Genomic DNA, 24,713 nt, shown 5'->3' with positions numbered 1-24,713 from the left:
GCAAGGCAGACAAGGGCCGACCGGCCCCTGCCCGTCTCCGACGAACGGCGTCGACGTCAGTCGAAGTTACGCTGCCGTACCAGGTTCGCGATCGCGAGTATCTTGGGCCGGCCGACGGCCTTGAAGGAGAGGCCGTGGCGGAATATCTCTGGAATCCAGTACTGGTCTTCCTCTCGAAACACGACGCCGTTGGCCGCGAGAATATCGAGATCCTCGCTCGACAGTCCCACTGAGTGCGGACTGAAGGGAATGCGCTTTTTCTCCGCTTCCAGCGCGTTAAGACGTTTGAGCAGAGCGCCGACCTGCGGACTCTCCTCGCTGATAGCCTCAATCTTTTTCTCACTGCAAGTCACAAGCGCGTTACGCATGGCGCTGGGGATGAGCAGCCTGTCCGTGTAGCGCGTGTCGGAGACTGACCCGTTCGCCGACTCAGCCAGGAACGTCACGATATCTCGCGCCTGAATCTGGCCGTTGAAGTCGGACAATGCCGCCAGGAACCACCTGTCGGACCGCGCCTCTCGCGAACGCGGCGATCCCATCTTCTCACCCCAGACCGGGATGAGCTGGCGGCTCAGGTCCTCGTCTCTCGCCTGCAGAATCGTCTCGGGTGCCAGCCCTGGAAGTGCCTCGGACTGCTGGGTCACCCACAGCGCAAGCCGTAGGGCCTCTGCCGCATTCCATTTGAGCTCGTAGTCGCTGTAACGCGCAAGGAATTGGCTGTGGTTCTGCTTGATCGCGGCCTGCACGAGGTCGCGCCGAATGAAAACGATAAGACCGAGGGGGCGACCGCGGAGGCTACGAAGCCATTCGAGACAGTCGACGAGGAGGACTCTCAGTGCCTGCCGTTGCGCGTCGTTCCGCAGGAAATCCTGGAGCAGATCCTCGAGGCCGTCGATGAGAAATATCCTCGTCGTGGCGCGCGCGAATTCGACCAGCTTTTCCTCGACGTCCTCGGGTGACGCCTCGATCCCCACCGCCCTTGCCATGCAAGTGAGCCACACTCGCCGCCACTCGAGGTCGGATAGTGAGGATCGCAGCGATGTGTCGATGAGGTCACGGAGCTGGAGCTGACTCGCCGGTTCGGCGTCGGGGGACGCGCAGGCGAGCTGCTGCACCTCACTGATCTGTTCGGAGGTGCGGTCCTGCAGATGCCGGGAGACGAACACCGGGGCGAGCCGGGCATCCAACGTGACATTGTCCACGCCCACATCTCTGGCGTAATCTCGCCAGGTCCCCCGGAAACACATCTGGACCTGCGTAAACGTCTTACCGGACCCTTTCGCGCCCACCACCACGCACAGTGGCGGCTCGGTGCGATGCGAGGTGAGCAGGTTCCGAAGCGACTCGGTCGGCAGAAAACGGGTGCCGTCAGCGGTCTCAGCATGGACCAGTCGCGTTGCGAAATCGCCCAGTTGCCGACGCCTGCGGGCCAGATCGACCTTGGAGCTCTCCTGCTGGGACGGCTCATCCGAGCTCTCGGCCGCCGTCGCCGCAGGGGGGGCGAGGTCCTGTGCCAGCGTCTCCAGCAACTGCGGGAGTTGCTGGCGTCTGGCGAGTGCGATCACCGCGTCCCAGTTGGCGGGGAGGGAAAGGAGGTGATCCTGGAACGCGCTCAACGTGGGTTCCACGGCCACGTCGTTGTCGACGGTCCTGTCCTCGTCCTCGCTGGGCTCCGCCTTCAGGGTCTCGGCGAGCGCGTCCCGCAACCGGGCCGCCGCTTCGATCACCAGCGATCGGTCGGCCTGCTCTCGAAACTGTGTGATGATGATCGCGCTCGCCGGATCGCCCTTCCGCGAAGGTGCACGTCGCCCGAGTTCCCGAATGAGCCGATCCGTGCCATACAACGACTGGTCGCTGACCGTGGTGACGAAGATCCTCTGTACCCGGGGGTCCAGCAGGACGGGAGCCGACAGCTCACTGCCGCCGGCGCGAAGGTCGATGAGCACGGTGGACGCATTCAACGCGGCGGCGAGCTCGGCAAGGGACTCCGTCAGGTAATAGATGGACCGATCCGCCGTGAGCAGATCCGTAGGTTCGATCTTGGGCGGCGCGATGTCGGCAAGGGATCGCCGCGTCGGCATGACGATGACGTTGTCGAACGTCTGGTTCGGCAGATAAGCGGCGCCGAGTGAGACGGCCTCGTCCGGACGCCCGTCATCGGATGCGTGCAGCAGCGCGAGGAAGTCCTCGTAACTGAAGTCCACCCGTTTGCCGTGACCCGTGAGCATCCAGGTGATGCCCGGCGCCTCCAGGTCGGCATCGATCAGCAGCACACGGCCGCCCTTGCGGGCCACGGCGTCGGCCAGCGCGATCGCGTGCAGGGTACGGCCCACGCCTCCCTTGTACGAGTGGAAGGCGGCCATCCGGACACCGTGTGGGAGGCCGGACTCGGGTGGCGGCAGCGGCTCGCCGAGGCTGCGGACGATCCGACGCTCACGCCACCGCGGCTCGCGTCTGTGGGCTTCGGGCTCGCGGTGGTTGATCGTGATAGGAAGCAGCCTGCGGGAAGGACGACCGGGTATGTCGTCGAGGCGCAAAGCGGGTGTCCCGTCGCCCGTCATGATGGACCCCACGCCGAATCGGTCCCCCAGCCACCGAAGCGCCTCCTCCGCAGGAACCGCCGGATCGACGGTCAGTTCAAGGCCGTCCCAGAATGCGTCGCACTCGTGGAGCCATTCCGGCCACTGCTTATGGAGCGCGAGCTTTTCCAGGTGGGCGTCCACATCCACCCAGGTGTAGATGTGCTCGGGGACCGAGTCCGCTGCGCCGGGCATCATGCCCCCAATTCTCCCTGACACCAGTTCCGCAGCTCACGCAACACTTGGATCGCCTTCTCCTCCTCGTCCTTCTGCAGGGCGTGCCCATATCGCCATGCCTGGTGCAGATCTCCGAAAGAGACGCTCGGTCCCTGGCCGCTCTGCGACGGACAGGACCGCTGCATGCGGTCACACAAAGCAGGCGGAAGGCGTAATTCCTTCGCCAACCGGTGCAGGTCGTGCCGACGGAGATCCGGAGGCAGCTGAGCGGTCGATCGGAGGTTGAAACGGCGGAGCATCGACGCCTTCAACCCGCACTCCACGCTGTAGAAAAGAAGCAGGGCCGCCGGAGGTCCCTCCGCCATCGCCTCAACGGCCTCTTTTTGAGAGCGAAAACTTGCGCGCAGCTGTTTCCAGCCAACGTCCACCGCCACGGAAATTGATGGTAACGCTCGGACCCGTGTTCGGCACCGGTAATGCAAAAGCGGTCAGTGGCTGCGCTTGAGCATGCCGTCGGCGAGGGTGTCGGCGGCCTCGCGGAGGCGGCGGCCGACGGCGTCGAGGCGGAGGAGGAGTTCGCGTTCGCGCTGCGCCTCGAGGTCGAGGGGGGCGGCGAGCAGGGTGGCGAGGCGGGACTGGTGGAGCTGGCGCAGCCGGGTACAGGACTTGCGGGTGGCGAGGGCGGCGGTGGTGACCGAGGACGGGGACTCGATCATCATGCGGGCGGCGGTCTCCAGCTTGTCGAGGCCGTCGATGAGGGCCTCCAGGGGCTCGACGGCGAAGGTGAGGTCGCGTGGGCCGAACAGGTCGGTCTCGCGCACGTAGTCGCGCAGGTGGTCGAGGACGTCGTCGACCGAGCGGGATAGGCGGTAGAGGTCCTCGCGGTCGATCGGGGTGACGAGCACCCGGCCGAGGGCGCGGACCAGGTTCGCCCGGGCGGCGTCGCCCTCGTGCTCGACCTCCGCCATCTTGGCGCGGGCCTCGGTACGGTCCACCGCCCCGGCGGCGGTGGCGCGGGCGAGCTCGGCGCCGGCGCGGGCGTGGGCGATCTGGGCGCAGACGAGGTCGACGATCCGGTGGCCGGACTTGCCGCGCAGGTCGGCCCAGGCCTGGGCGAGGCGGCGCAGGCCGGGGATCCGGCGGGCGGCGCTCACCGCACCCCCGGGACGAGGCGGAGGACGAGCCCGGCGAGGGTGGCGAGCAGCATCGCGGCGGGCAGGGTGACGAGCCAGGCGAGCCCGATGTTCGCCACCTGCTGCCAGCGGATGCGGCGCAGGCCCTCGCGGGCGGCGACGCCGACCACGCCCGCGGCGATCGACTGGGTGATGCTCACCGGACAGCCGATCGCGACGCTGCCGAGCACCGCGCCGGAGGCGGCCACCTCGGCGCAGACGATGTGCGGCGGGCGGGTGATGGCGAGGCCCCGGCCGAGCCGCGCGCCGACCCGGCCCAGCCCGACGAGGGAGCCGGCGAAGAACAGGGCGGTCAGTGCGGCCATCCACGCCGGCGGCACGTCGATCTCGCCGACCGCGTCGAGGCCGCCCGTGGCCACGGCGAGCGCCACCCCCGCGACCGCGATCATCTTCTGGCCGTCGTTCGCGGCGTAGGCGACGCTCTGCAGGCCGTACGCGAGAAGGTGGGCGGCCCGGACGAGGCGGGGCATGCGGCGGGTGGCGGGTACCCGCCCGGCGATCACGCCGAGCAGGTACCCGAAGACCAGGCCGGCCACCGGCGCGGCGGCGCCCGCCGCGAGCACCGTGCCGACCCCGGACCAGGAGACCGGCAGGCCCGCGCCGAGGCCCGCGCCGGTGATGCCGCCGATGAGCGCGAGGGTGAGGCTGGTCGGCAGGCCGCGGTTGGTGAGGACCGCGACCACGACCAGCGCGGTGATCACCCCGGCGAGGAAGGTCGCCGCGCCGCCCGCCGTACCGAACGCGACGAGCCGCTCGGTGAAGGTGCGGGCCACGGAGATCCCCATGAGGTACGGCCCGGCGAACAGCACGGCCGTGAGCAGCGCGGCGGTCAGCCAGCCCGGCACATCGGGGAAGCGCAGGCCCAGTCCGATCAGCGTCGCCCCGTCGTTCGCCCCGGTGATGAGCACGAAGGCCACGGCGGTCACCGTGAACGCCGGGACCCACCCCGTCATATGGCGGGAACCACCGGGTCGCGGAAAATGCGGGTCGTGCTCGCGGCCGATCCGCGCGCGTGACGTCGGTGGCGCCGGTTCTCGCTGGTGGATGTGGGATCCCAGGCGCGGAAAACGACGTAATTGCGGACGGATAACCGGGAGCACATAGACCCTCCTTGTCCAATTATTCCAGTTTTAGATGAACAGAAGGTGAACAGTCAAGAGTTTGTCTTGACATACTATGTACATATTCCGCTTATCCGACAAATCGCGTTTGTGAGTTTTTTGGCGATTTCCGGTCACAGGTTGCCGCGCCGCGCCTGCTCCCGCTCGAGCGCCTCGAACAGCGCCTGGAAGTTCCCCTTGCCGAAGCCGAGCGAGCCGTGCCGTTCGATGAGCTCGAAGAAGACCGTGGGCCGGTCCCCGATCGGCTTGGTGAAGATCTGCAGCAGGTATCCGTCCTCGTCACGGTCGACGAGGATGCGGCGCCGCTGCAGCTCCTCGATCGGCACCCGCACCTTGCCGATACGCGCCCGCAGCTCGGGATCCTCGTAGTAGGCGTCCGGGGTGTCGAGAAACTCGATGCCCGCCGCGCGCAGCCGGTCCACCGTGCGCAGAATGTCGCTCGTGGCGAGCGCGAGATGCTGCACGCCTGGGCCCTGGTAGAAATCGAGATACTCGTCGACCTGGCTGCGCCGGCGCGCGACCGCCGGCTCGTTCAGCGGAATCTTCACGCGGTGGTTTCCGTTCGCCACCACCTTCGACATCAGCGCGGAATACTCGGTGGCGATGTCGTCGCCGATGAATTCGGCGAGATTGGTGAACCCCATCACCCGGTTGTAGAACGCCACCCACTCGTCCATCTTGCCGAGCTCGACGTTGCCCACCACGTGGTCGAGGGCCTCGAACAGCGGCTCCGGCCGCCGCGTGGGCACGGTGCGCGGCACGTACCCCGGCCGGTACGGCCCGCCGTACCGGGAGCGGTCCACCAGGCTGTGCCGGGTGTCGCCGAAGGTCGCGATCGCGGCCACCCGCAGCGTGCCGTACTCGTCGGTGAGGTCGTGCGGCTCCTCCAGCACGGTCGCGCCCTGGCTGCGGGCGTACTCCACGCACCGGTCGACGTCCGGCACCTCGAGCGCGATGTCGACCACGCCGTCGCCGTGCCGCCGGTGGTGGTCGAGCAGCGGGCTGTCCGGCGCGACCCCGCCCTTCACCACGAACCGGACCGCCCCGCTGACCAGCACGTACGCCACGTGGTCCCGGTTGCCGGTCTCCGGGCCCGAGTAGGCGACGAGCTCCATGCCGAAGACCGTGCGGTAGAAGTGCGCGGTCTGCGTGGCGTTCCCGACCACCCACTCGATCGCGTCCCACCCGGTCACCGGGAACGGGTCCGCCGACCCGTCGTGCGGCACCAGCCCCACCAGCCGCCGCAGCCGGTCGATGTCGAGGTCCGCGCGCCGCTCCTGGTCGGTCAGCGTGAGCGTGTGCTCCAGGCCCATGTCTCCTCCTCGCTGCGTGCGTGCCGTCCGAACACCCCCCGATGCGTCGTAGCCGCCATGGGACAGCACGGAGTCGCCGTTGGACAACATGGGCAGCCGAACACTGGTCAGCCTGCGCAATATGGCCAGCCGAGTCGGCCGGACGCTGGTCGGATTGCCCAGCCGTTGACCCGGCCATGACACAGAGCGCGCAGCACGGGCGGCGGAGGCGCTCCGGTACGGCGGTGCCGGAACGACAGAGCCGCGGCGGACGGCCCGGACGGTCCCGGGCCGCGCTCGCCGCGGCTCGCGGTCCTCGCGCGGCCCCCGCGCGCACCCGCGCGAGGGGTCCTTCGACAGCCGACACCCGTACCAGGAAGCCCGGCCCGCGAGCGGTGAAGCAGGAATCCCCGCCTTGCCGGAGGGAGGAGTCCAAGATCTCGGATCTCCACTCCGATACCGGTCACCGATGGACGAGGGGCGGAACCAATGGGGTGGCTGTTGTGGTCTTTGCAGACGACGGTGTCCTTATGGGAGTGCCGCCCCGGCGGAGTGGAGCATGCTCGCCAGGCCCGGGAGGCCGACCGCGACGGCGGAATGCCGCGGCCGTGACGGCGGCGAGCAGGTCTCCCAGGGTGAAAACCCCCATCCGGTGTGCATGACCGCGGGCAACTACCGATCGCGAACGTCGATGATGACGCCGCCGACCCCACTGCCGTGGGTGCAGCTGCCCTGGAGCCTTGCGCCGCGGCCGGGGTGGATGACCACCCAGTCGGTGTGCCTGTCGAACCACAAGCCGCAGATGATCACTGCTTTGACCTCGATCGGGTGATTGTTGTTGTTAATGCAGTCTGCGTAACCGGTGAATTGTCCGATGGTGCCGGTGCTGCACCTCTCGTTGGGGCCGGGGGGACGCATGACGATCGCCTCGGCCGGGACCGCGGTCAGCGCGGCCAGGGCCGCAGCGGCGACGACGCCGGTGGCGAGTGCGCGCACCGGTGCTGTTGACCTCTTACGCATGGTGTCCTCTCTGTTCGTTCATCCATCGCCCTTCGGCAGCGTCACCGTGAGACCGCTCGTTGCGATGGATCAGCGTCGTGGCGTGAGCATGCCGGTGGCCGAACAACGCGGCGTCCGGCCACCGGCCCAGGTGGTGGACGCGTCCAAGATGGGCGCCATGGCGGCACGGCTTATCGCCGGTGCGCATGGCTGCGGGCGACTAATCGTCGCGGACGTCGATGCCGACGCCGCCGACCCCACTGCCGCCGCACTCGCCCCTGACCCGACCGGTTTGGCCTGGGCCGAGGACCTTCCACTCGGTGTAGCGGTCGGGCCACCAGCCGCAGACGATCACGCCCCTGAACCTGATCGTGCGCCGGCCGTTGTTCGTGCACTGGGCCCAGCCGACATGGGTCCCATCGGCACCGGTGACGCAATCCTCGTTGGGGCCGGGGGGACGCATGACGATCGCCTCGGCCGGGACCGCGGTCAGCGCGGCCAGGGCCGCAGCGGCGACGACGCCGGTGGCGAGTGCGCGCACCGGTGCTGTTGACCTCTTGCGCATGGTGTCCTCTCTGTTCGTTCATCCATCGCCTTTCGGCAGCCGTCAGCGTATGACTACGCTTTGTGGTCGATGGGTGTCGTGACGTGAACGCGCCAGTGGTTGAACCATGAACGACCGCGCCCCGGCGTTTCGGGTGAGGAGGGTGACAATGGCACGGTCACCGGCTGACGATCAGCGGCAGGCCGAGGCGCGGGCCGCGGCGCGGGAAACGGTCGGCGAGGCCTTGGCGGAGTCCGCCTTCTACGCGGCGCGGGGCGTCCGGCCACCGGCCCAGGTGATACCTGCGGCCAAGGTGGGGACCGTGGTCATGCGGCTCGTCGCCGCCACCCGCCGGGAACTGCTGACCTTCGACGACCTCTCACTCTGCTTGAACCGGGGCATCTCAGAGCGCATGGTCACGAATGCGGCCGACTGGATGCGCCTGGCGGTCGCCAGAATCCCCGTCGTACGCCAGATCACCACTCCGCGCGGACTCGCCTGCGACTCGGGGATCGACACCATCCAGTGGCGGTCGGGCAGCCAGGCCCGTCTGATCGAGAAGATCCCGTTCCGGCTGACGGTGTTCGACCGTGCGGCGGCCGTGCTCGCGCTCGACCAGCACGCCATGTTCAACGGCATGCTCCTCGTCCGCGACCCCATCGTGGTGGCCGCCCTGACCCGGTTGCACCGCGACGCGTGGAACGGCGGCGACAACCCCGCCGTCCGCGACGCCGGCGGGCCGCCCGCGCACCTGGTCCCGATCCTGGCCTGCATGCACGACGGCCTGCCCGACCATGCCGCCGCCGCACGGTTGGGCCTGTCGCTTCGCACGTACTCCCGGCGCGTGAGCGAGCTGCTCGCCCTGCTCGGCACCACGAGCCGGTTCCAGGCGGCGATCCTCGCCCACCGCCGCGGGTGGTTGTGACGCTTTCGCGGGTGTTCCGGTGACGGCCGGGCGGCCTCACGCGCTCGCGCGGAACAGGGCGCTCAGCGCGGGGGCGACGGCGCGGTGGCCGGGGATGGGGTGGAGGGTGCCGCGGCCGAGCCGGGCGAGGTCGCGGGCGAGCTCGAGGTCGTGCTCCTCGCCGGTGTCGAGGAGCACGTCGAGCCGGGGGAGCCGGGCCGCGGCCGGGCGGGGGTCGGGGCCGGCGTTGTGCACGCAGTCGGACAGCAGCAGCACCCGGGCGTCCCGGGCGGGGACGCGGGCGAGCTCGCGGGCGGCGAGGTCGAGGGGGAAGCACACGTTGGTGAGGCCGCGCGCGGGCAGCCGCAGCAGGGTGTCGAGCAGCTCCAGTGGCCGCACCGGGTGCCCGAGCCGGAGCAGGATCGCGGCGTCTGACCAGAACGCGATCACGGCGAGGGCGTCGCGGTGCAGCTCGGCGGCGAGCGCGCCGACGGTCGCGGCGGCGGTACGGATGCGCTCCCCCTTCATCGACCCGGACACGTCGACGGCGAGCACGACCGCGCGGCGGGTGCGGACCCGGTCGCGGACGACGACGTCCTCGTCCTCGGGGAGGGGCCGCTCGGTCAGCCGCTCCAGGGTGCGGTCGACGTCGATCTCGTCCGCGTCGCCCCGGTACGGCAGGCTCGCCAGGGCACCGGTGCCGGGGCGGGCGGTGCGGCCGGTGCGCGGCCGCGGTACGGCGAGCCGGGCGGCGATCTCTCGGGCGCGGGCGCGCACGGCCGGGTCGACGCCCGCGCCGCCGGTGTCGAGCGGCACGATCTCGGCGGTCTCGTCGGTGGCGCCCGGCGCGCTCGCGCCGCGGCGGGGCGGCGCCGCCGTACCGGCGCGGCCGGGCCGGGCGCGCAGCACGATGCCGCCGCGGGCGCTCCCGCCGTCGGGCACGGCCTCGAACACGGTCGGCCGTTCGGTGAGCTGTTTGGGCTTGCGCCGCAGCGGACGCAGCGCGCGGTTCCGCCGGCCGAGCGGGCCCCGGCCGTCGCGGCTCAGCGGCGAGTCCGCCTCGGCCTCCCTTCAACCGGGCGCGGCGGCGGACGGCCGCAGCAGGAAGTGATCCTCCCAGATCTCCTTGAGCACCTGCTCGGGCGTGGCCTCGGCCGCCTCGTCGAGGTGGATGCGCCCGGAGAGCGCGACCACCATGGCGTCGTGCACGAGCGCGGGATACGCGTCGTCGCCGGGGTCGCGCACGCCGCGCAGCGCGGCGAGCTGCCGGGCCACGAGCACGAGGTCGATCGCGCCGCGCACGCTGCTGCCCTGCCGTACGTCCGGGTGCTCGCGGGTGGCCCGGGTGACCGCCACCGCGTCGTCGGCGAGCCGGTCCTCGAGCGGGCCCGAGGCGCCGGTGCGCAGCGCGACCACGCCCCGCTCGGCCGCGGCGTCCTGGTAGCCGATGGCGAGCCGGTTGAGCCGGTCGTGCACGCTGGTGGACAGCCGGGTGGTGCCCACGTTGTCGTACGGGTTCATCGAGGCGATCACCCGGAAGGTCGGCCTGGCCTGCACCACGCCGACGCGCGGCACCGCGATCCGGCGCTCGGCCATCGCGGTGAGCAGCGTGTTGATCACGTCGTCGGGCGCGCGGTTGAACTCCTCGATGTAGAGGAACCCGCCGTCGCGCATCGCCTGCACGAGCGGCCCGGGCACGAAGTTGTCGGCGTCGTAGCCCTCCTGCAGCACCCGCGCCGGGTTGTGGTGGCCGATCAGCTTCGCCGGGGTGAGGTCGGCGTTGCCCTCGACGAGCACGAGCGGGATGCCCCACTCCTCGGTGATCGCCTGGAGCATCGTCGTCTTGCCGACCCCCGGCGGCCCCTCCAGCACGATGTCCCGGCCGGCGGCCACGGCCGCGAGGACGAGCTCGAGCTCGCGCTCGCGGCCGACGAGACGGGCGGCGACCCGTTCGCGCGTGCGGGCGAGATCCTCACCTGCCATCCGGCTGCTCCTCCTCGCGGTCCGTGGCCGTGCCCCTGTGCGGACTACTTGATGACGGCTCCGGCGTCGACGGGCAGCGTGACGCCGGTGATGTACCGGGCCTCGTCGGAGGCGAGGAACAGCACCGCGTTGCTGATGTCGACCGGGTCCATCCAGGGCGTCGGCAGCGCGTGCATCGCCTGCGACACCGGCGCGAAGTCCTCCCGGGTCGGGTTCTCCGCGTCGGGCATGAACAGCCGGTACGTCGGCTCGTTCATGATCATCGGGGTGTCGACCTGGGTCGGGTGGATGCTGTTCACCCGGATGTTGTGCGGCCCCAGCTCCAGGGCGAGGGTGCGCATGAGGCCGACCACCCCGTGCTTCGCCGCGACGTAGTGGGACACGTTCGCGTACGCCTGGAGCCCGGCGGCCGAGCTGGTGATGATGATCGAGCCGCCGCCCGCCGCCTTGAGGTGCGGGATGGCGACCTTGGCGGTGAGCCACACCCCGGTGAGGTTGACGTCGATCATGTCCTGCCAGGTCTGCAGGCTCATCTCCTCGGCCGAGCCGTGCGAGGCGATGCCGGCGTTCGCCACCACGATGTCGAGCCGCCCCAGCTCGGCCACGCCCCGGTCGACGGCCGCCTGGAGCGCGTCGTGGTCGCGCACGTCGGCCTCGACGGCGACGATCCGCCGGTCGAGCGCCTCGACCTGCTTGACGGTCTCGGCGAGGTCGTCCGGCGTGGCCATCGGGTAGGGGACGGTGTCGATCTGGCGGCAGATGTCCACCGCGATGATGTCGGCGCCCTCCTGCGCCAGCCGTACCGCGTGGCTGCGGCCCTGGCCACGGGCGGCACCGGTGATGAAGGCGACCTTGCCCGAAACGCGTCCCATCTCGCGCCTCCTTCGCTGCGGGGGAATTGCGGGGGAATGTGGTCCTGCGGTCTCTCGCTCGGGTTCCAGGGGGTGCGGCTCGGGTCGCTGTCGGTTTCGTACGCGGATCAGTACTGGGTGTTACCGGCGTCCACGGTCAGGGTGTGCGCGGTGACGTAGCGGGACTCGTCGGAGGCGAGGAACAGCACCGCGTTGCTGATGTCCTCCGGCTCGGTGGCCTCGATGGGCAGGCTGTTGGTGAACATGCCGCCGAGCCGCGGGTTCTTCGCGAGCAGCTCGGTGAGCCCGCCGCCCTCGCCCATCGGGGTGCGCACGCCGGTGGGGTGCACGGTGTTGACCCGGATGTTGTGCTGGGCGAGCTCGTGGGCGAAGACGCGCATCAACCCGACGAGGCCGTGCTTGGAGGCGGCGTACGGGGCGAGGAACGGCAGGCCCTTCAGGCCGGCGGCCGAGCTGGTGATGATGATCGACCCGCCCCCGGCGGCGATCAGGTGCGGCGCGGCGAGCTGGACGGTGTTCCACACGCCGGTGAGGTTGATGTCGATGGTGTCGCGCCAGATCTCCGGCGTGACCTCGTCCCAGCTCTTGATGATGCAGATACCGGCGTTCGCCACCACGATGTCGAGCCGCCCCAGCTCGGCCACCCCGGTGTCGATCGCCTGCTTGAGCGCGTCGCGGTCCCGCACGTCCGCATGCACCGCGACGATCCGCCGGTCGAGCGCCTCGACCTGCTTGACCGTCTCGGCGAGGTCGTCGGGGGTGGCGTGCGGATAGGTGATGTTCGGGATCGGTCCGCAGATGTCCACCGCGATGACGTCGGCCCCCTCCTGCGCCAGCCGTACGGCATGGCTGCGGCCCTGGCCACGGGCGGCACCGGTGATGAGGGCGACCTTGCCTGCGACACGTCCCATACCGTGCTCCTTGCGTCGCGCTGCGTGACCGACCTCCGCGACACGGGGTGCGGGGTCGATCGGAACGGGGGTTTCGGGGATTGATCAGGGACGATGGTCCGCTTCGGAAAGCGGCGGCGGCCGTGCGGGCATGCCGCGACCCGCCTAGGATTCGGGATCGCGTTCCGGCACGGGGGCGGTGACGAGGGCTACGCGGCCGTGGCTATGCCGGCGGCCCGGCGTCCTTCGGCGAGGGCGTGGGAGAGGTCGGTCGGAGAGGGACGGACATGGGACGCTCCTCGGGTTCAGGACGACGTCGAAAGGACGTCGGCGACGTCATCCGCCTCTGTCGTTGCACCGACACTAATGGCACTCAGTGCAGAAAGGAAGACCCAACGTGGGCTCGGCGTCACCGCACGGCACCTCGCGCCCGGCCGGCCGGCTGGGCAGACGCCCCGTGACGACCGCGGCGGAGCTGACCCACGTGGCGATCCGGCTCTTCCGTGACCAGGGCTTCGAGGCCACCACCGTCGACGACATCGCGGCTGCCGCCGGCATCGGGCGCAGGACGTTCTTCCGCTACTTCCCCTCCAAGAACGACGTGCTGTGGGGCGACTTCGACCAGCGCCTTGCGGACCTGCGGGAGTTCCTGCGCCGGCAGCCACGGTCCGCCCCGCTCATGGAGGCGCTGCGCGCCGCGGTGCTCGAGTTCAACCGGCTGCCGCCGGAGGAGATCCACTGGCACCGCGAGCGCATGCGGCTGCTGCTGTACGTGCCCGCCCTGCAGGCGCACTCCATCCTCCGGTACGCGGCATGGCGGAACGTGATCGCCGAGTACGCGGCCGAGCGCCTGGGGCTGCGTACCGACGACCACCCGCCGCAGGCGATCGCCTGGGCGCTGCTCGGCGTCGCGCTGGGCGCGTACGAGCAGTGGCTGCGGCACGAGGACGCCGACCTGTCCCGCCTGCTGGAGGCGGGCCTGGACATGCTGCGGAGCGGGTTCGCCCTCGGCTGACGCCGCGGGCGACCCGCCCGGTGCGCAGGGTCAGCGGACGAGCTGGACGAGCATGCGCTGGAGCTGGCCGTCGTGGCCGGGATCGGTCCAGGTGACGACGTCGATGACCCGGCCGCGCCGCATCGCGTCGAGCTTGTACTCCTGGACGTCGTAGGAGATCGGGGCGTTGGTGACCGCGAGCACCGCGCTCACCTGCATGCCGTGCGCCCGCGACTCGGCCTTCTGCAGGTCCTGCGCGGTGAACTCGCCCTGGTCGATGTAGTGGATGGTGAGCAGGATGTACCGGCCGAAGATGCCGACGAGCAGGGCGTCGGTTTGGCCCTCGCCGAGCGAGGAGACGGTGACGTTGGTACGTGCCAGGACCTGTGCGACGTCGAGCTCGTAGCTGGAGGCGAGCAGCGAGCCCGCGTTCTGCCGGTCCATCGAGCTGAGCAGGATCGCCCGCTGCTCCTCCGGCATGACCCGCAGCAGCTCGGAGGTGTGCTGCGGGGACACGCCCTCCATCACGGCCACCAGGCGCTTGGGCGGCAGCGACGACAGCAACGTCGCCGCGTACGACGGCGCCATCGCGTGCACCATGTCCTGGATCTTGGTGATGGACAGCCGTGACATGAGCTCGGCCTGCTCCTTCGGCCGGGCGGCGATCGCCACGTGGATCAGGTCCTCGAGCCGCATCGCCTGGAGCACCGGCTCGAACCGATCGGGAGGCAAGGCGACGAGGACGCGGGCTGCCTCGTGACGCGGGGCGCTGAGGACGTTGTTGATGAGCTCGTCGATCGGCATCATCCAACCGGGCAGCATGCTCGCCTCCCGCCTAGTCGCACAGGCCGTCGGGTCCGTGATCTCCCTGTGAGAGATCGCACAGTGATCAAGGGTCAAAAGTCGGTTAGTGTGGTGAATGTTGACTCTAAGACCCTTGAGGCACCTTTGTCACCGCCCGCATACGCCCTTAACAATCTTTACTCGTAGGTGTCAGATGGCGCCTTTCCCGCGCTGAGCGCGGTGACGGCGAGGGCCGGGTCGGCGGTGAAGAAGCGGATCGAGGTGACCTCGGCCCGGGCCCCGAGCGGACGGGCCACCGTGATCGGCTCGGCGAGCTCCAGCTCCACGTTGGTCCGCGAGGAGACGGCGACGGCGAGCCCGCCGTCCGCGACGGCCACCACCCGCGGCTCGTCGTGCCGCCGCGCGAGCCGTACCGAGGTGATGAGCGCGCGGGGCACGGACACGTCGAGGAAGACCCCGTACCGGATCCGCAGGGTGTCCCCGGTCACCACGTGCGGGCGCACCGCGCAGGACGCGCCGGCCGCGAGCAGCAGCCAGATCGTGTAGACGTGCAGCACGATCACCACCACCCGGATGGCCGTGGCCACGTCGAACGCGGCGAGCAGCACCTCGACCACCACCCCCTCGACGGCCATCGCGCCGATGAGGATGAGCAGCATCGGCCACTGCTCCCCCGCGTACGGCAGGGCGGTGGCGCCCGGCGGCACCCCGTCGCGGCGGCGCAGCAGCCACAGCGCGACGCTCGCCGTGCCCTTCATCTCGAACGCCAGGGCCCGGCGCGCCGGCTCGGGCACCAGGCGGCGCCACACCGCCGCCGCGGCGGCCCGGCGGCCCGCCCCGGCCCGCCGTTCCTCCCGGAACAGGCGGTACGCGGTCGTCACCTCCACCACGATGACCGTGGCGACGGCCGACTCGGCGGCGACGATCACCGGCATGGGCAGCTCCACCCCGGTGAGCAGCAGCACCACGACGAGCACCTCGGCCGGGGGCACGAGGAGCGCCAGCAGGCGCGCGAGCCGTACCATCAGCGGCCCTCCTCCCGGCGCTCGGCGAGCCTGCGTACGGTGAGCCGGACCACCTCGGCCTGGGCCGGGGAGAGCTCGGCGGTGATCGCGTCCAGCCAGACGGCGGCGTCGTTCCCGACGTCGCCGCCCGGGCCGTCGGCCGGCTCGGCGGTCCCGGCGAACCCGGTCAGCTCGGCGGGGATGCTCGCGGCGAAGTCGGCGGCGAGCTCGGCCACCCGGGGGTCGCCGGGGTCGGCGTCGGCGAGCTCCTCCAGCCGCCGGTAGAGCTCGCGCCCGCGGGCGACCGCCTCGGGCGTGGTGAGCGGGCGCAGCAGGGTGAGCACGCGCTCGCGGGCCGCCGGTTCGGTCACCGTGTCGAGCAGGGTGAGCAGCCCGCGGTCGACGGCGGCGAGCCGGGACCCCTCGGCGGGCAGGTGGCGCAGCACCTCCGCCATGTCCGGCGAGATCGGCGCGTCGGGGTCGAGCTCCTCCTCGCGCAGCAGCGCGGCGAGCCGGGCCCGCCGGGCCGCGATCGCCTCCTGCTGCCGGGCGAGGTCGGCGTCGAGCTCGGCGAGCACCTCGCGCAGCTCCCGGCCCTGGTCGTCGGCGAGCACGTCACGGATCTCGTCGAGGGAGAGGCCCAGCTCCGCCAGCCGCCGGATGCGGGCGAGGACGACCGCGTCCCGCAGCCGGTACTCGCGGTAGCCGTTCGCCCGGCGCGCGGGCTCGGGGAGCAGGCCCAGATGGTGGTAGTGGCGCACGGTACGGGTGGTCACCCCGACCAGTGCGGCGAGTTCGCCGATCCTCATGCGGGCAGTAAGAACGTTGACGTTGCGTCATGGTCAACCGCCTCGCGGTTGACCATGAGACAGGGTCAACCGCCTCGCGGTTGACCATGAGACAGGGTCAACCGCCGCGCGACGGGCCGTCCCCGGCCCGCCGTACCGGCCGGGCGTCGAGGGCGGCGGCGAGGTCGGCGAGCCAGCGCTCGTGGTTCGCGCGCAGGCGTTCGGCGCTGTAGAGCAGCGGGAGCAGCGGGCCGGCGAGCGACTCGGTGATCGTCACCCGGGTGGCGTGCTCCCCCACCGGCTCGAGCACGTGCCGGTCCACCGCGCGGAACCACAGGAACGCGCCGGTCCAGGTGAGCTCGCGGCCCGGCCGCACCACGGCGAACCGGGACCGGATCGCCACGCCGTTCAGCCGCCACCGGAAGCGGGCGCCGGGGCGCACCCCGTCGAACGCGGTGACGCGCACGTTCGCCGCCCAGGACGGCCAGCCGGGCACGTCGGTGAGCGTCTCCCACACGCGTTCGGCCGGATGCCCGACGATCCGGCTGGAGGAGGACACCAGCTGGGCGTCGCGGTCCACCCGCCCCCGGGCGGCGTAGTCGCGGTAGAGGACCTCCGGCGGCGGGCCGGAGTAGCGGAGCCGGGACGGCATGAGGCCACCTCGCGAGATCGGTGCTCTCTTTTCAGAGCGACGATCTCACGAGGTGGCCTCGGAATGCAAGAGCAGTGCTCTCGATATGGACCACCGTTCTCGCGGCGGTCAGGCGAAGCGGCGCAGGCGCAGGCTGTTGCTCACCACGAACACGCTGGAGAACGCCATCGCGGCACCGGCGATCATCGGGGTGAGCAGCCCGGCCGCGGCGAGCGGCAGCGCCGCGACGTTGTAGGCGAACGCCCAGAACAGGTTGCCCTTGATGGTCGCGAGGGTACGGCGGGCCAGCCGGATCGCGTCCGCCGCCACCCGCAGGTCGCCGCGCACCAGCGTGAGGTCGGCGGCCTGGATCGCCGCGTCGGTGCCGGTGCCCATTGCCAGGCCCAGGTCGGCCTGGGCGAGCGCGGCGGCGTCGTTCACGCCGTCGCCCACCATCGCCACCACCCGGCCCTCGGACTGCAGCCGCTTCACCACGGCCACCTTGTCCGCGGGCAGCACCTCGGAGAACACCTCGGTGATGCCCATCTCCTGCGCGACCGCCTCGGCCACCGCCTTGTTGTCGCCGGTGAGCAGCACCGGGGTGAGGCCGAGCTCGCGCAGGCGGCGGATCGCCTCGGCCGAGGTCGGCTTGACCCGGTCGGCGAGCACGAGCACGGCGCGCGCCCTGCCGTCCCAGCCGACCGCCACCGCGGTACGGCCGGCCGCCCGGGCCTGCTCGAACGCGCGCTCCAGCTCCGGTGGGAGCGGTGCGGACGCCCGCTCGGCGAGCAGCGCGGGCCGGCCGACGAGCACGTGGTGGCCCTCGACCGTGCCCCGCACGCCGAGGCCCTCGACGTTGGCGAAGCCCTCCGGCACCGGCAGCGCGGCGCCGTCGGCGGCGTCGAGCGCGGCGCGGGCGATCGCCCTGCCGATCGGGTGCTCGGAGGCGTGCTCGAGCGCCCCGGCGAGCCGCAGCGCCTCGTCGCGGTCCTCGCCCTCGGCGACGACCACGTCGACGACGGTCATCCGGCCCTCGGTGATCGTGCCGGTCTTGTCGAGCACCACGGTGTCGATGCGGCGGGTGGACTCCAGCACCTCCGGCCCGCGGATCAGGATGCCGAGCTGGGCGCCCCGGCCGGTGCCGACGAGCAGCGCGGTCGGGGTGGCGAGGCCGAGCGCGCACGGGCAGGCGATGATCAGCACGGCGACCGCGGCGGTGAACGCCGCCTCCGGCCCGGCCCCGCGGGCGAGCCAGAACCCGAGCGTGGCCACCGCGAGGGCGATCACCACGGGCACGAACACCGCCGAGATCCGGTCGGCGAGCCGCTGCACCTGGGCCTTGCCGGTCTGCGCCTCCTCCACCAGCCGGGCCATCTGGGCGAGCTGGGTGTCCGCGCCCACCCGGGTGGCGCGCACCACGAGCCGCCCGCCCGCGTTCACGGTCGCGCCGGTCACCGCGTCGCCGGGCCGTACCTCGACCGGGACCGACTCGCCGGTGAGCATGCTCGCGTCCACCGCCGAGGAGCCCTCGACCACCACGCCGTCCGTGGCGATCTTCTCGCCGGGCCGTACCGTGAACAGGTCGCCCACGGCGAGCCGGTCGATCGGCACCCGGACCTCGGCGCCGTCGCGGAGCACCGCGACGTCCTTCGCGCCGAGCTCCATGAGCGCGCGCAGCGCGGCCCCGGCGCGGCGCTTGGCGCGGTGCTCGAAGTAGCGGCCGGCGAGGATGAACGTGGTGACGCCCGCGGCGGCCTCGAGGTAGATGTTGCCGCTGCCGTGGCCCTGGACCACGGTGAACTCGAAGCCGTGGGTCATGCCCGGCATCCCGGCGGTGCCGAAGAACAGCGCCCACAGCGACCAGCCGAACGCGGCGAGCGTGCCGAGCGACACGAGCGTGTCCATCGTGGCGGTGCCGTGGCGCAGGTTCGTCCACGCGGCGCGGTGGAACGGCAGGCCGCCGTAGACCACGACCGGCGCGGCGAGGGTGAGCGACAGCCACTGCCAGTAGGTGAACTGCAGCGGCGGGATCATCGCCATCGCGACCACGGGCACCGACAGCACGATCGAGACGATCAGCCGGGTGCGCAGCGCCCGCAGCTCGGCGTCCTGCTCGGTGTCCTGCGCAGTGTCCCGATCGGCGGCGGGCCCGCCCTCCTCCGGCTCGGGCGGCGGCGGGGCGGGGAGGGCGGCGGTGTAGCCCGCCTTCTCCACCACGGCGACGAGGTCGGCCGGGTCGAGGCCGTCGGGGTAGGTGACCTTCGCCTTCTCGGTGGCGAAGTTCACGGTCGCGGTGACGCCGTCGAGCTTGTTGAGCTTGCGCTCGATGCGGGCGGCGCAGGACGCGCAGGTCATGCCGCCGATCGAGAGCTCGATCACGTTCCGGGCGGCGAACTCCACGCCGTCCGCCGTGCCCTCGTCCTTCGGTGTGCCCGCGGCCGTCTGCCGGTCGCCGGTGACGGAAGCCATCACTCCTCCTCTCCGGATGGACGGCCATGGCCGGTGCCGTCGTGCGTACCGGTCGCGTGGTCGCCGGTGGCCCGGTGCCGGGCCGGCGCCGGGTCCCCGGGCGTTGTGCCGGTTGTCATCGCACCTCCTCAAGGCCGCCTCCCGCGGCCCGCGGCCGCCGGTGCCCGCCGGCCCGCGGACACCGGTACGGCCTGCGGGGTCGCGGTCAGCCGGTCACCAGCTCGTATCCGGCCTCCTTGACGGCGGCCTCGATCCGGTCGGCGGCGATGGGGGCCTCGCTGTGCACGGTGAGCCGGCCGGTCTCCAGCTCGACCTCGACGCCGGTGACGCCGGGGACCTCGCCGACCTCCTCCTCGACCGAGCGCACGCAGTGGCCGCAGGTCATGCCCTTGACGGTGTAGGTGCTGGTGATCGCCATGACGGTCAACCTCCTATGTGTTCCGGGGCGGGACGGGGGTCGGTTCCCGCCCCGTCGTTCGCCGTGGTCCTGGCGTCCGGCCGGTCAGGAGCGGACCAGACGGGCGATGGCGGCGGACGCCTCCCTGATCTTCGCGTCGGCCTCGGCGCCGCCCTTGGCCGCGGCCTCGGCGACGCAGTGCGCCATGTGCCGTTCGAGCAGCTCGAGGGCGAACGCCTGCAGCGCCCGGCTCGCGGCCGACACCTGGGTGAGAACGTCGATGCAGTACGCGTCGTTCTCCACCATCCGCTGCAGGCCGCGGACCTGGCCCTCGATGCGCCGCAACCGCCTGAGGTGGTCTTCCTTCGCCTTCGTGTATCCAACCATCCGCCTGCTCCCCCGTTCCCGTCGCCCTCGGCACCACGCCTCCTCGCGGGAACCGGGCGAGGCGGGCCCCCGATACCGCCCCGCCCGGGCCGCGGTACCTTGGCCAGAACACCCTACCCCCCTAGGGTATTCCCCCCGATCACCGCCCCGCCGCATGACCCTCCTCACATCCGGGCTCCGGGGGTTTCGCGGGCAGAAAACTTCACAAATAGTCACTAACCAGCTATGACAGCTACATATCCGACATCTTGTACTGCCCCGAACGACGTTCCTATACTCGAACATGTGAATGATCGTTCAAACGTCGTGGTCTCGCTCCCCACCGACTCCTGTGCCACCTCGGTCGTCGACGCCGACCGGGTGGCGGCGGTGCGCAGGGTGATGCCGTCGGACGAGGCGGTGCAGGAGCTGGCCCAGGTGTTCGGGCTGCTCGCCGACCCGGGCCGGCTGCGGCTGCTCACCGCGCTGCTCGAGGGTGGCGAGATGTGCGTGTGCGACCTCGCCGCGGCGACCGGCCAGAGCATGTCCGCCGCCTCCCACGCCCTGCGCCTGCTGCGCATGCACCGGGTGGTGAAGGTACGGCGGGCCGGCCGCATGGCGTACTACCGGCTCGCCGACTCCCACGTGCGCATGCTCTTCGACCTCGCCATCACCCACATGCGCCACGGCGACGGGGAGGCCGGGGGGCAGGGCGATGGGTGAGCGGTCCCCCCTGGCGCACCCGCGCCGGGACCCGGACAGCGGCCACGGCCCCGAGCACGATCGCGGCGCCGGTCACGACCGCCCGCACGGGCCAGCGGCCGGCCGCCGCCTCGGTCTCCGGCTCGGGCGCGGCCGCAGGCGCGCGCACGGCCACGGACACGGCCACGGCCATGGTCATGGCCATGGACACGGCCATGGACACGGCCACGGGCACGCGATCGGCGCCGACGCCGACCGCCGCTACCTCACCGCCGCGCTGATCCTGATCGTCGGCTACATGGTGGTCGAGGTGGTCGTCGGCGTCATCGCCCGGTCGCTCGCGCTCATCACCGACGCCGGGCACATGCTCACCGACGCCGCCGCGATCGTCTTCGCCCTCGTCGCGATGCGGATCGCCGCCCGGCCCCCGCAGGGCGGCTTCACCTACGGGCTCAAGCGCGCCGAGATCATCTCGGCCCAGCTCAACGGCGCCACGCTGCTGCTGCTCGGCGGCTACTTCGTCTACGAGGGCGTGCACCGCCTCGTCGAGCCGCCCGACGTGGACGCGCCGCTCGTGGTCGCCGCCGGCGCGGCCGGGATCGTGGTGAACATCGCCGCCACGATGCTGCTCAACCGGGCGAACCGCGCCAGCCTCAACGTCGAGGGCGCGTTCCAGCACATCCTCAACGACCTGTACGCGTTCATCGGCACCACCGCCGCCGGCGTGGTCATCTGGCTCACCGGGTGGACCCGGGCCGACGCGATCGCCGCGCTCGTCGTCGCCGCCCTCATGCTCAAGGCGGGCTGGGGCCTCGTCCGCGACGCCGCCCGGATCATCATGGAGGCCGCGCCCGCCGGGATGAACCCGGCCGAGATCGGCCGCCGCACCGCCGCGCTCGAGCACGTGGTCGAGGTGCACGACCTGCACATCTGGGAGGTCACCTCGGGCTACCCCGCGCTGTCCGCGCACATCCTCGTGGAGCCCGGCGCGGACTGCCACGCCGTACGGCTCGCCGCCGAGCGCATGGTGCACGACGAGTACGGCATCGAGCACACCACCCTGCAGGTGGACCACGCCCCGGCGCGGCTGCTCACCATCGGCCGGATCGGCGACCAGGCGGAGGAACCGCACTGCGCCCGGCCGCACGGCCCCGTGCACACCCGGGGCGAGGACGCCTGACCGGCAAGGCCTGCTTGTGAGCACCGGCCGCCGCGGCCGTCAGATGCGGCAGGCGGCGCGGCTGCGCCGGCACCGGCGCCGGCCCGCCTCCCGCATCGCCGGGCAGGGCTCCGCCGCCGCGTCGTGCCCCGGCGTCGGGATGTCGAAGCGCACGGCGTCGCGCTCCATGACCCGGCCGCACGCGGTGCAGCGCAGCACCGGCACGAGCACCGACCCGCAGCCTGTGTGCCGGATGGTCAGCTCGGTGCCGGGCGCGCCGGTGTACCAGCGCCGGGCCCAGTCGACGAGGAACGCGAACACCGGGAAGAACGACAGCCCCTTGTCGGTCAGCCGGTACTGCGGCCGCGCGCTCGGGGTCGGCACCCGGGCGAGCACGTCGGCCTCGACGAACCGGCGCAGCCGGTCGCTGAGCACCGAGGGGGCGATGCCCAGCTCGGCCTGGAAGTCGGCGAACCGCCGGATGCCGAGGAAGGCGGCGGCGAGCACCACCGTGCTCCACCGGTCGCCGAGGATCGCCATCGTCTCCGGCAGGTAGGACAGCGCGTCGTCGGGCAGCCGCTCGCGCACCGTCCTGCGGTGGTGGCGGGCGACCGCGACCTGGGCGAACGTGGCCTCCCTGCCGCGCTCGGTCGCGGTGTCGCGGGCGGTGACGAACGCGGTGCCGCAGGCCCCGCAGCCGAGCACCGCGTCGGCCCGGGCCCCGCACACCTGGTGGATGAGGTCGGGCGGCGGATCGGGATGGTGGACCCAGGTGCGCTCCCACGACCAGATCGCGACGAGCATCGGCCACAGCTCGGCCGCGCGCGGGGTGAGCCGGTACTCGTGACGGGTGCCGCCGCTGGTGTACGCGACCTGCTCGAGCAGCCCTCCGGCCACCATCTCCTTGAGCCGGGCGGACAGCACCGACTCGGACATGCCCAGCTCGTCCCGCCAGTCGGCGAACCGCCGCACCTGCTTGGTGAGCCCGCGCTGCAGGATCAGCAGCGTCCACTGATCGCCGAGGGCGAGTAACGCCTGGCCGATCGCGCTGGGGAGGGCCGCCCCCGTTCCCACTGCCTCACCTCCATCACCCGTGAGCGTCAAATGGTGTGGGAAGTGACTAATAATGGTCAAACTCGCGCCGGATTTCAGCGTCCCACCAGGCACTTTCACGGCCGCCCCGCACAGCGCGCCGGATCGCGCGGCGCGGTACGGCTCCGCGTGCCACCGTGCGATACGGCCCAGGCGGGCGATCGGCACGACGGGGCGGGGAGGATAATCCGGGGCGTGGCCCGTACCGGCCCGGCGCCGGCCGCGCCGCAGGTCCGCGCCGCCCGTCGCCCGGTGGCCTGCCGTACGGCGCGCCCGTGACCGGCCACGTGATCGGGTGGCCGGCGGGCCGGGTCCGGACGCACGCGGGCGGCGGCCCGCGCCGCACCGGAACGCCGCGCGGCGGCGGCGGTGGACGAGTTTGATCATGGGGACCTCCCGGATCCCCATCGTGATCTTACATTCCACTTCTTGACAAGAAGCTTTTCGCGAACTTGCCCGGCAATGTTTGGAAAGGTCGCTAAAAGGTCCTAGAACATTCCTCTTAACGCAATGTCTGTAAACGGGCCGCAATCAGTGCTACTGTCTTGGGAGCGCTCCCACGCCTTCGTCGAGGAGAGTCCATGGCAGAACAGCCCACCCTCGCGCAGGTTGCGGCAGCGGCGGGGGTTTCGCCGGCTACGGCCTCCCGGGTGCTCACCGGCTCGGTACGGGTGAGCACTTCGGCACGCCGGCAGGTCCACGAGGCCATCTCACGGCTCGGTTACGTGCGGCGCAGGGCGCCGCGCGGCTCCTCCCCCCGGCGCTCCGACCGCCTGGTCGCCGCCGTGGTCTGCGATCCCATCCATCGCGTGTTCGCCGAACCCTTCTACGCACGCCTACTCGCCGCCATCGAGGACGCCCTGGGCAAGAACGGAATCGCGACGATGGTGATGAGCGCCGCCGCCACCACGGTGTCCACCGTGGCCACGCCGCTCGTCGCCGGCGCGGTGAGCGGCGTCCTCCTCGTGGGTGCCCGGTCGGGGCACCCGCTCGCGGTCACCCTCGCCGCCTCCGGCGTCCCGGTGCGGTGCATCGGCCGGCCGCCGGACGGCCTCGAGATGCCCTTCATCGACGTCGACAACGCGGACGGAGCGCGCCAGGCGGCCGAGCACCTGCTGCTGCAGGGTCGCAGGCACATCACCATGATCGGCGGCTCGGCGAACCTGCCCGCCGCCCGCCAGCGCATCGACGGCTTCCGCACCCGGCTCAACGAGGCGGGCGTCCACGACGTGCCCGTGGCGTACGGGGACTTCACCCACGCCTCGGGCGTGCACGCCACCCGCTGGCTGCTCCAGCGCATGCCGAACCTCGACGCCATCTTCGCCGCCTCGGACACGATGGCGGCCGCGGCGATCAACGTGCTGCGGGAGACCGGCCGCAAGGTGCCCGACGACGTCGCCGTGATCGGCTTCGACGACGTGCCGCTCGCCCGGCACACCCGGCCCCCGCTCACCACCGTGCGTCAGCCGATCGAGGACCTCGCGGCGGTCGGCGTCCGCCTGCTGCTCTCCGGCATCTCCGGCTCCACCCCGGACCAGAACCCGATCCTCCCGGCGGAACTGGTGGTGCGTGAGTCGGCGTGACGCCGCGTTCCCGGGCGCCTGCGGCCGGGATGGCCCCCGCGGCCCGGCCCCGGCGCCTCTGCCCGCCGGCCCTCGCGCGAGGGCCGGCGCGGTGCTTCCCCGGCCCGGGCGGAGCCGGCGGCGCGATCGGCCGTTCGCGCGACTCGGGCGGGAAATCATCGCCGGATCCC

General features: G+C 71.7%; 24 protein-coding genes. 5 read left to right on the top strand and 19 right to left on the bottom strand.

Annotation, left to right across the window (positions count from 1 at the left end):
- Positions 1–56: 56 nt before the first annotated feature.
- The 7 genes from FHX40_RS00315 to FHX40_RS00285 all read right to left on the bottom strand — a co-directional run bounded on the left by FHX40_RS00315 (position 57) and on the right by FHX40_RS00285 (position 7,926).
- Positions 57–2,777 (bottom strand): KGGVGR-motif variant AAA ATPase, encoded by a 2,721-nt coding sequence (locus tag FHX40_RS00315; RefSeq protein ID WP_142257732.1) that lies wholly within the window; start codon positions 2,775–2,777, stop codon positions 57–59.
- A complete protein-coding gene (locus FHX40_RS00310) occupies positions 2,774–3,190 on the bottom strand; it encodes a hypothetical protein (protein WP_142257731.1) in 417 nt (138 codons plus the stop codon). Before FHX40_RS00310 ends, FHX40_RS00315 begins: the two co-directional genes overlap by 4 nt.
- Before the next feature lie 54 nt (positions 3,191–3,244).
- Entirely contained in the window at positions 3,245–3,910 is a 666-nt protein-coding gene (locus tag FHX40_RS00305) for a DUF47 domain-containing protein (RefSeq protein ID WP_211350119.1), read from the bottom strand.
- On the bottom strand, positions 3,907–4,902 hold the full coding sequence (locus FHX40_RS00300) for an inorganic phosphate transporter (protein ID WP_142257730.1): 996 nt from the start codon (positions 4,900–4,902) through the stop codon (positions 3,907–3,909). The genes FHX40_RS00305 and FHX40_RS00300 overlap by 4 nt, the downstream gene beginning before the upstream one ends.
- A gap of 281 nt (positions 4,903–5,183) precedes the next feature.
- Complete coding sequence (hppD, locus tag FHX40_RS00295) at positions 5,184–6,383, bottom strand: 4-hydroxyphenylpyruvate dioxygenase (RefSeq protein WP_142257729.1); 1,200 nt, start codon at positions 6,381–6,383, stop codon at positions 5,184–5,186.
- Between the two features lie 651 nt (positions 6,384–7,034).
- Positions 7,035–7,382 carry a hypothetical protein gene (locus tag FHX40_RS00290; RefSeq protein WP_142257728.1) on the bottom strand — a complete coding sequence of 116 codons (348 nt, stop codon included), beginning with the start codon at positions 7,380–7,382 and terminating at the stop codon, positions 7,035–7,037.
- 199 nt (positions 7,383–7,581) lie between these two features.
- A complete protein-coding gene (locus FHX40_RS00285) occupies positions 7,582–7,926 on the bottom strand; it encodes a hypothetical protein (RefSeq protein ID WP_142257727.1) in 345 nt (114 codons plus the stop codon).
- A gap of 148 nt (positions 7,927–8,074) precedes the next feature.
- On the opposite strand from FHX40_RS00285, the gene FHX40_RS00280 reads away from it, so the two are divergent.
- The gene (locus tag FHX40_RS00280) at positions 8,075–8,830 is read left to right on the top strand and encodes a helix-turn-helix domain-containing protein (protein ID WP_142257726.1); all 756 of its coding nucleotides are present in this window, start codon (positions 8,075–8,077) and stop codon (positions 8,828–8,830) included.
- A gap of 36 nt (positions 8,831–8,866) precedes the next feature.
- Here the strand turns inward: FHX40_RS00280 and FHX40_RS00275 are convergent, their stop codons facing one another.
- The 4 genes from FHX40_RS00275 to FHX40_RS00260 all read right to left on the bottom strand — a co-directional run bounded on the left by FHX40_RS00275 (position 8,867) and on the right by FHX40_RS00260 (position 12,575).
- A complete protein-coding gene (locus tag FHX40_RS00275; protein WP_211350118.1) occupies positions 8,867–9,763 on the bottom strand; it encodes a VWA domain-containing protein in 897 nt (298 codons plus the stop codon).
- 117 nt (positions 9,764–9,880) lie between these two features.
- Positions 9,881–10,792 carry an AAA family ATPase gene (locus FHX40_RS00270; protein ID WP_142257724.1) on the bottom strand — a complete coding sequence of 304 codons (912 nt, stop codon included), beginning with the start codon at positions 10,790–10,792 and terminating at the stop codon, positions 9,881–9,883.
- A 44-nt stretch (positions 10,793–10,836) separates the two neighbouring features.
- Positions 10,837–11,664 (bottom strand): mycofactocin-coupled SDR family oxidoreductase, encoded by an 828-nt coding sequence (locus tag FHX40_RS00265; protein WP_142257723.1) that lies wholly within the window; start codon positions 11,662–11,664, stop codon positions 10,837–10,839.
- A gap of 107 nt (positions 11,665–11,771) precedes the next feature.
- Entirely contained in the window at positions 11,772–12,575 is an 804-nt protein-coding gene (locus tag FHX40_RS00260; protein WP_142257722.1) for a mycofactocin-coupled SDR family oxidoreductase, read from the bottom strand.
- A gap of 436 nt (positions 12,576–13,011) precedes the next feature.
- On the opposite strand from FHX40_RS00260, the gene mftR reads away from it, so the two are divergent.
- Positions 13,012–13,569, top strand: a complete 558-nt coding sequence (mftR, locus tag FHX40_RS00255; protein ID WP_229788782.1) for a mycofactocin system transcriptional regulator — start codon at positions 13,012–13,014, stop codon at positions 13,567–13,569.
- A 30-nt stretch (positions 13,570–13,599) separates the two neighbouring features.
- Here the strand turns inward: mftR and FHX40_RS00250 are convergent, their stop codons facing one another.
- The 7 genes from FHX40_RS00250 to FHX40_RS00220 form a co-directional block, all read right to left on the bottom strand.
- Complete coding sequence (locus FHX40_RS00250; protein WP_142257720.1) at positions 13,600–14,370, bottom strand: magnesium transporter MgtE N-terminal domain-containing protein; 771 nt, start codon at positions 14,368–14,370, stop codon at positions 13,600–13,602.
- Between the two features lie 158 nt (positions 14,371–14,528).
- On the bottom strand, positions 14,529–15,377 hold the full coding sequence (locus FHX40_RS00245) for a hypothetical protein (RefSeq protein WP_142257719.1): 849 nt from the start codon (positions 15,375–15,377) through the stop codon (positions 14,529–14,531).
- Complete coding sequence (locus FHX40_RS00240; RefSeq protein ID WP_142257718.1) at positions 15,377–16,165, bottom strand: MerR family transcriptional regulator; 789 nt, start codon at positions 16,163–16,165, stop codon at positions 15,377–15,379. The genes FHX40_RS00245 and FHX40_RS00240 overlap by 1 nt, the downstream gene beginning before the upstream one ends.
- Before the next feature lie 97 nt (positions 16,166–16,262).
- A complete protein-coding gene (locus tag FHX40_RS00235; RefSeq protein WP_142257717.1) occupies positions 16,263–16,796 on the bottom strand; it encodes an SRPBCC family protein in 534 nt (177 codons plus the stop codon).
- 108 nt (positions 16,797–16,904) lie between these two features.
- Positions 16,905–19,244: a heavy metal translocating P-type ATPase gene (locus FHX40_RS00230; RefSeq protein WP_142257716.1), complete on the bottom strand. Its 2,340-nt coding sequence runs from the start codon at positions 19,242–19,244 to the stop codon at positions 16,905–16,907.
- 205 nt (positions 19,245–19,449) lie between these two features.
- A complete protein-coding gene (locus tag FHX40_RS00225) occupies positions 19,450–19,662 on the bottom strand; it encodes a heavy-metal-associated domain-containing protein (RefSeq protein WP_142257715.1) in 213 nt (70 codons plus the stop codon).
- Positions 19,663–19,746: 84 nt separating this feature from the next.
- Positions 19,747–20,028 carry a metal-sensitive transcriptional regulator gene (locus FHX40_RS00220; protein WP_142257714.1) on the bottom strand — a complete coding sequence of 94 codons (282 nt, stop codon included), beginning with the start codon at positions 20,026–20,028 and terminating at the stop codon, positions 19,747–19,749.
- A gap of 285 nt (positions 20,029–20,313) precedes the next feature.
- Here FHX40_RS00220 and FHX40_RS00215 point away from each other — a divergent pair, with 285 nt between their 5' ends.
- Together FHX40_RS00215 and FHX40_RS00210 are read left to right on the top strand one after the other, a co-directional pair.
- Complete coding sequence (locus FHX40_RS00215) at positions 20,314–20,730, top strand: ArsR/SmtB family transcription factor (RefSeq protein WP_229788780.1); 417 nt, start codon at positions 20,314–20,316, stop codon at positions 20,728–20,730.
- A complete protein-coding gene (locus FHX40_RS00210; protein WP_142257712.1) occupies positions 20,723–21,889 on the top strand; it encodes a cation diffusion facilitator family transporter in 1,167 nt (388 codons plus the stop codon). Before FHX40_RS00215 ends, FHX40_RS00210 begins: the two co-directional genes overlap by 8 nt.
- 39 nt (positions 21,890–21,928) lie before the next feature.
- On the opposite strand, the gene FHX40_RS00205 is transcribed toward FHX40_RS00210, so the two are convergent.
- Complete coding sequence (locus tag FHX40_RS00205; protein ID WP_170198660.1) at positions 21,929–22,942, bottom strand: winged helix-turn-helix transcriptional regulator; 1,014 nt, start codon at positions 22,940–22,942, stop codon at positions 21,929–21,931.
- A gap of 599 nt (positions 22,943–23,541) precedes the next feature.
- Between FHX40_RS00205 and FHX40_RS00200 the strand changes: the two genes are divergently transcribed.
- Complete coding sequence (locus FHX40_RS00200) at positions 23,542–24,543, top strand: LacI family DNA-binding transcriptional regulator (protein WP_142257710.1); 1,002 nt, start codon at positions 23,542–23,544, stop codon at positions 24,541–24,543.
- The last annotated feature ends 170 nt before the right edge of the window (positions 24,544–24,713 follow it).

This window comes from Thermopolyspora flexuosa, from assembly GCF_006716785.1.
In the GTDB taxonomy this organism is placed as follows: domain Bacteria; phylum Actinomycetota; class Actinomycetes; order Streptosporangiales; family Streptosporangiaceae; genus Thermopolyspora; species Thermopolyspora flexuosa.
This window is presented reverse-complemented; position numbering and strand designations above follow the sequence as displayed.

Excerpts from the sequence above, each read along its gene's own strand:
- FHX40_RS00290 (WP_142257728.1), bottom strand. The coding sequence starts at position 7,382 with ATGCGTAAGAGGTCAACAGCACCGGTGCGCGCACTCGCCACCGGCGTC.
- FHX40_RS00260 (WP_142257722.1), bottom strand. The coding sequence starts at position 12,575 with ATGGGACGTGTCGCAGGCAAGGTCGCCCTCATCACCGGTGCCGCCCGT.
- FHX40_RS00225 (WP_142257715.1), bottom strand. The coding sequence starts at position 19,662 with ATGGCGATCACCAGCACCTACACCGTCAAGGGCATGACCTGCGGCCAC.
- FHX40_RS00220 (WP_142257714.1), bottom strand. The coding sequence starts at position 20,028 with ATGGTTGGATACACGAAGGCGAAGGAAGACCACCTCAGGCGGTTGCGG.
- FHX40_RS00240 (WP_142257718.1), bottom strand. The coding sequence starts at position 16,165 with ATGAGGATCGGCGAACTCGCCGCACTGGTCGGGGTGACCACCCGTACC.
- FHX40_RS00210 (WP_142257712.1), top strand. The coding sequence starts at position 20,723 with ATGGGTGAGCGGTCCCCCCTGGCGCACCCGCGCCGGGACCCGGACAGC.
- FHX40_RS00270 (WP_142257724.1), bottom strand. The coding sequence starts at position 10,792 with ATGGCAGGTGAGGATCTCGCCCGCACGCGCGAACGGGTCGCCGCCCGT.
- FHX40_RS00230 (WP_142257716.1), bottom strand. The coding sequence starts at position 19,244 with ATGGCTTCCGTCACCGGCGACCGGCAGACGGCCGCGGGCACACCGAAG.
- FHX40_RS00235 (WP_142257717.1), bottom strand. The coding sequence starts at position 16,796 with ATGCCGTCCCGGCTCCGCTACTCCGGCCCGCCGCCGGAGGTCCTCTAC.
- FHX40_RS00285 (WP_142257727.1), bottom strand. The coding sequence starts at position 7,926 with ATGCGCAAGAGGTCAACAGCACCGGTGCGCGCACTCGCCACCGGCGTC.
- FHX40_RS00300 (WP_142257730.1), bottom strand. The coding sequence starts at position 4,902 with ATGACGGGGTGGGTCCCGGCGTTCACGGTGACCGCCGTGGCCTTCGTG.
- FHX40_RS00200 (WP_142257710.1), top strand. The coding sequence starts at position 23,542 with ATGGCAGAACAGCCCACCCTCGCGCAGGTTGCGGCAGCGGCGGGGGTT.
- hppD (WP_142257729.1), bottom strand. The coding sequence starts at position 6,383 with ATGGGCCTGGAGCACACGCTCACGCTGACCGACCAGGAGCGGCGCGCG.
- FHX40_RS00315 (WP_142257732.1), bottom strand. The coding sequence starts at position 2,777 with ATGATGCCCGGCGCAGCGGACTCGGTCCCCGAGCACATCTACACCTGG.
- FHX40_RS00280 (WP_142257726.1), top strand. The coding sequence starts at position 8,075 with ATGGCACGGTCACCGGCTGACGATCAGCGGCAGGCCGAGGCGCGGGCC.
- FHX40_RS00250 (WP_142257720.1), bottom strand. The coding sequence starts at position 14,370 with ATGCTGCCCGGTTGGATGATGCCGATCGACGAGCTCATCAACAACGTC.
- FHX40_RS00265 (WP_142257723.1), bottom strand. The coding sequence starts at position 11,664 with ATGGGACGCGTTTCGGGCAAGGTCGCCTTCATCACCGGTGCCGCCCGT.
- FHX40_RS00245 (WP_142257719.1), bottom strand. The coding sequence starts at position 15,377 with ATGGTACGGCTCGCGCGCCTGCTGGCGCTCCTCGTGCCCCCGGCCGAG.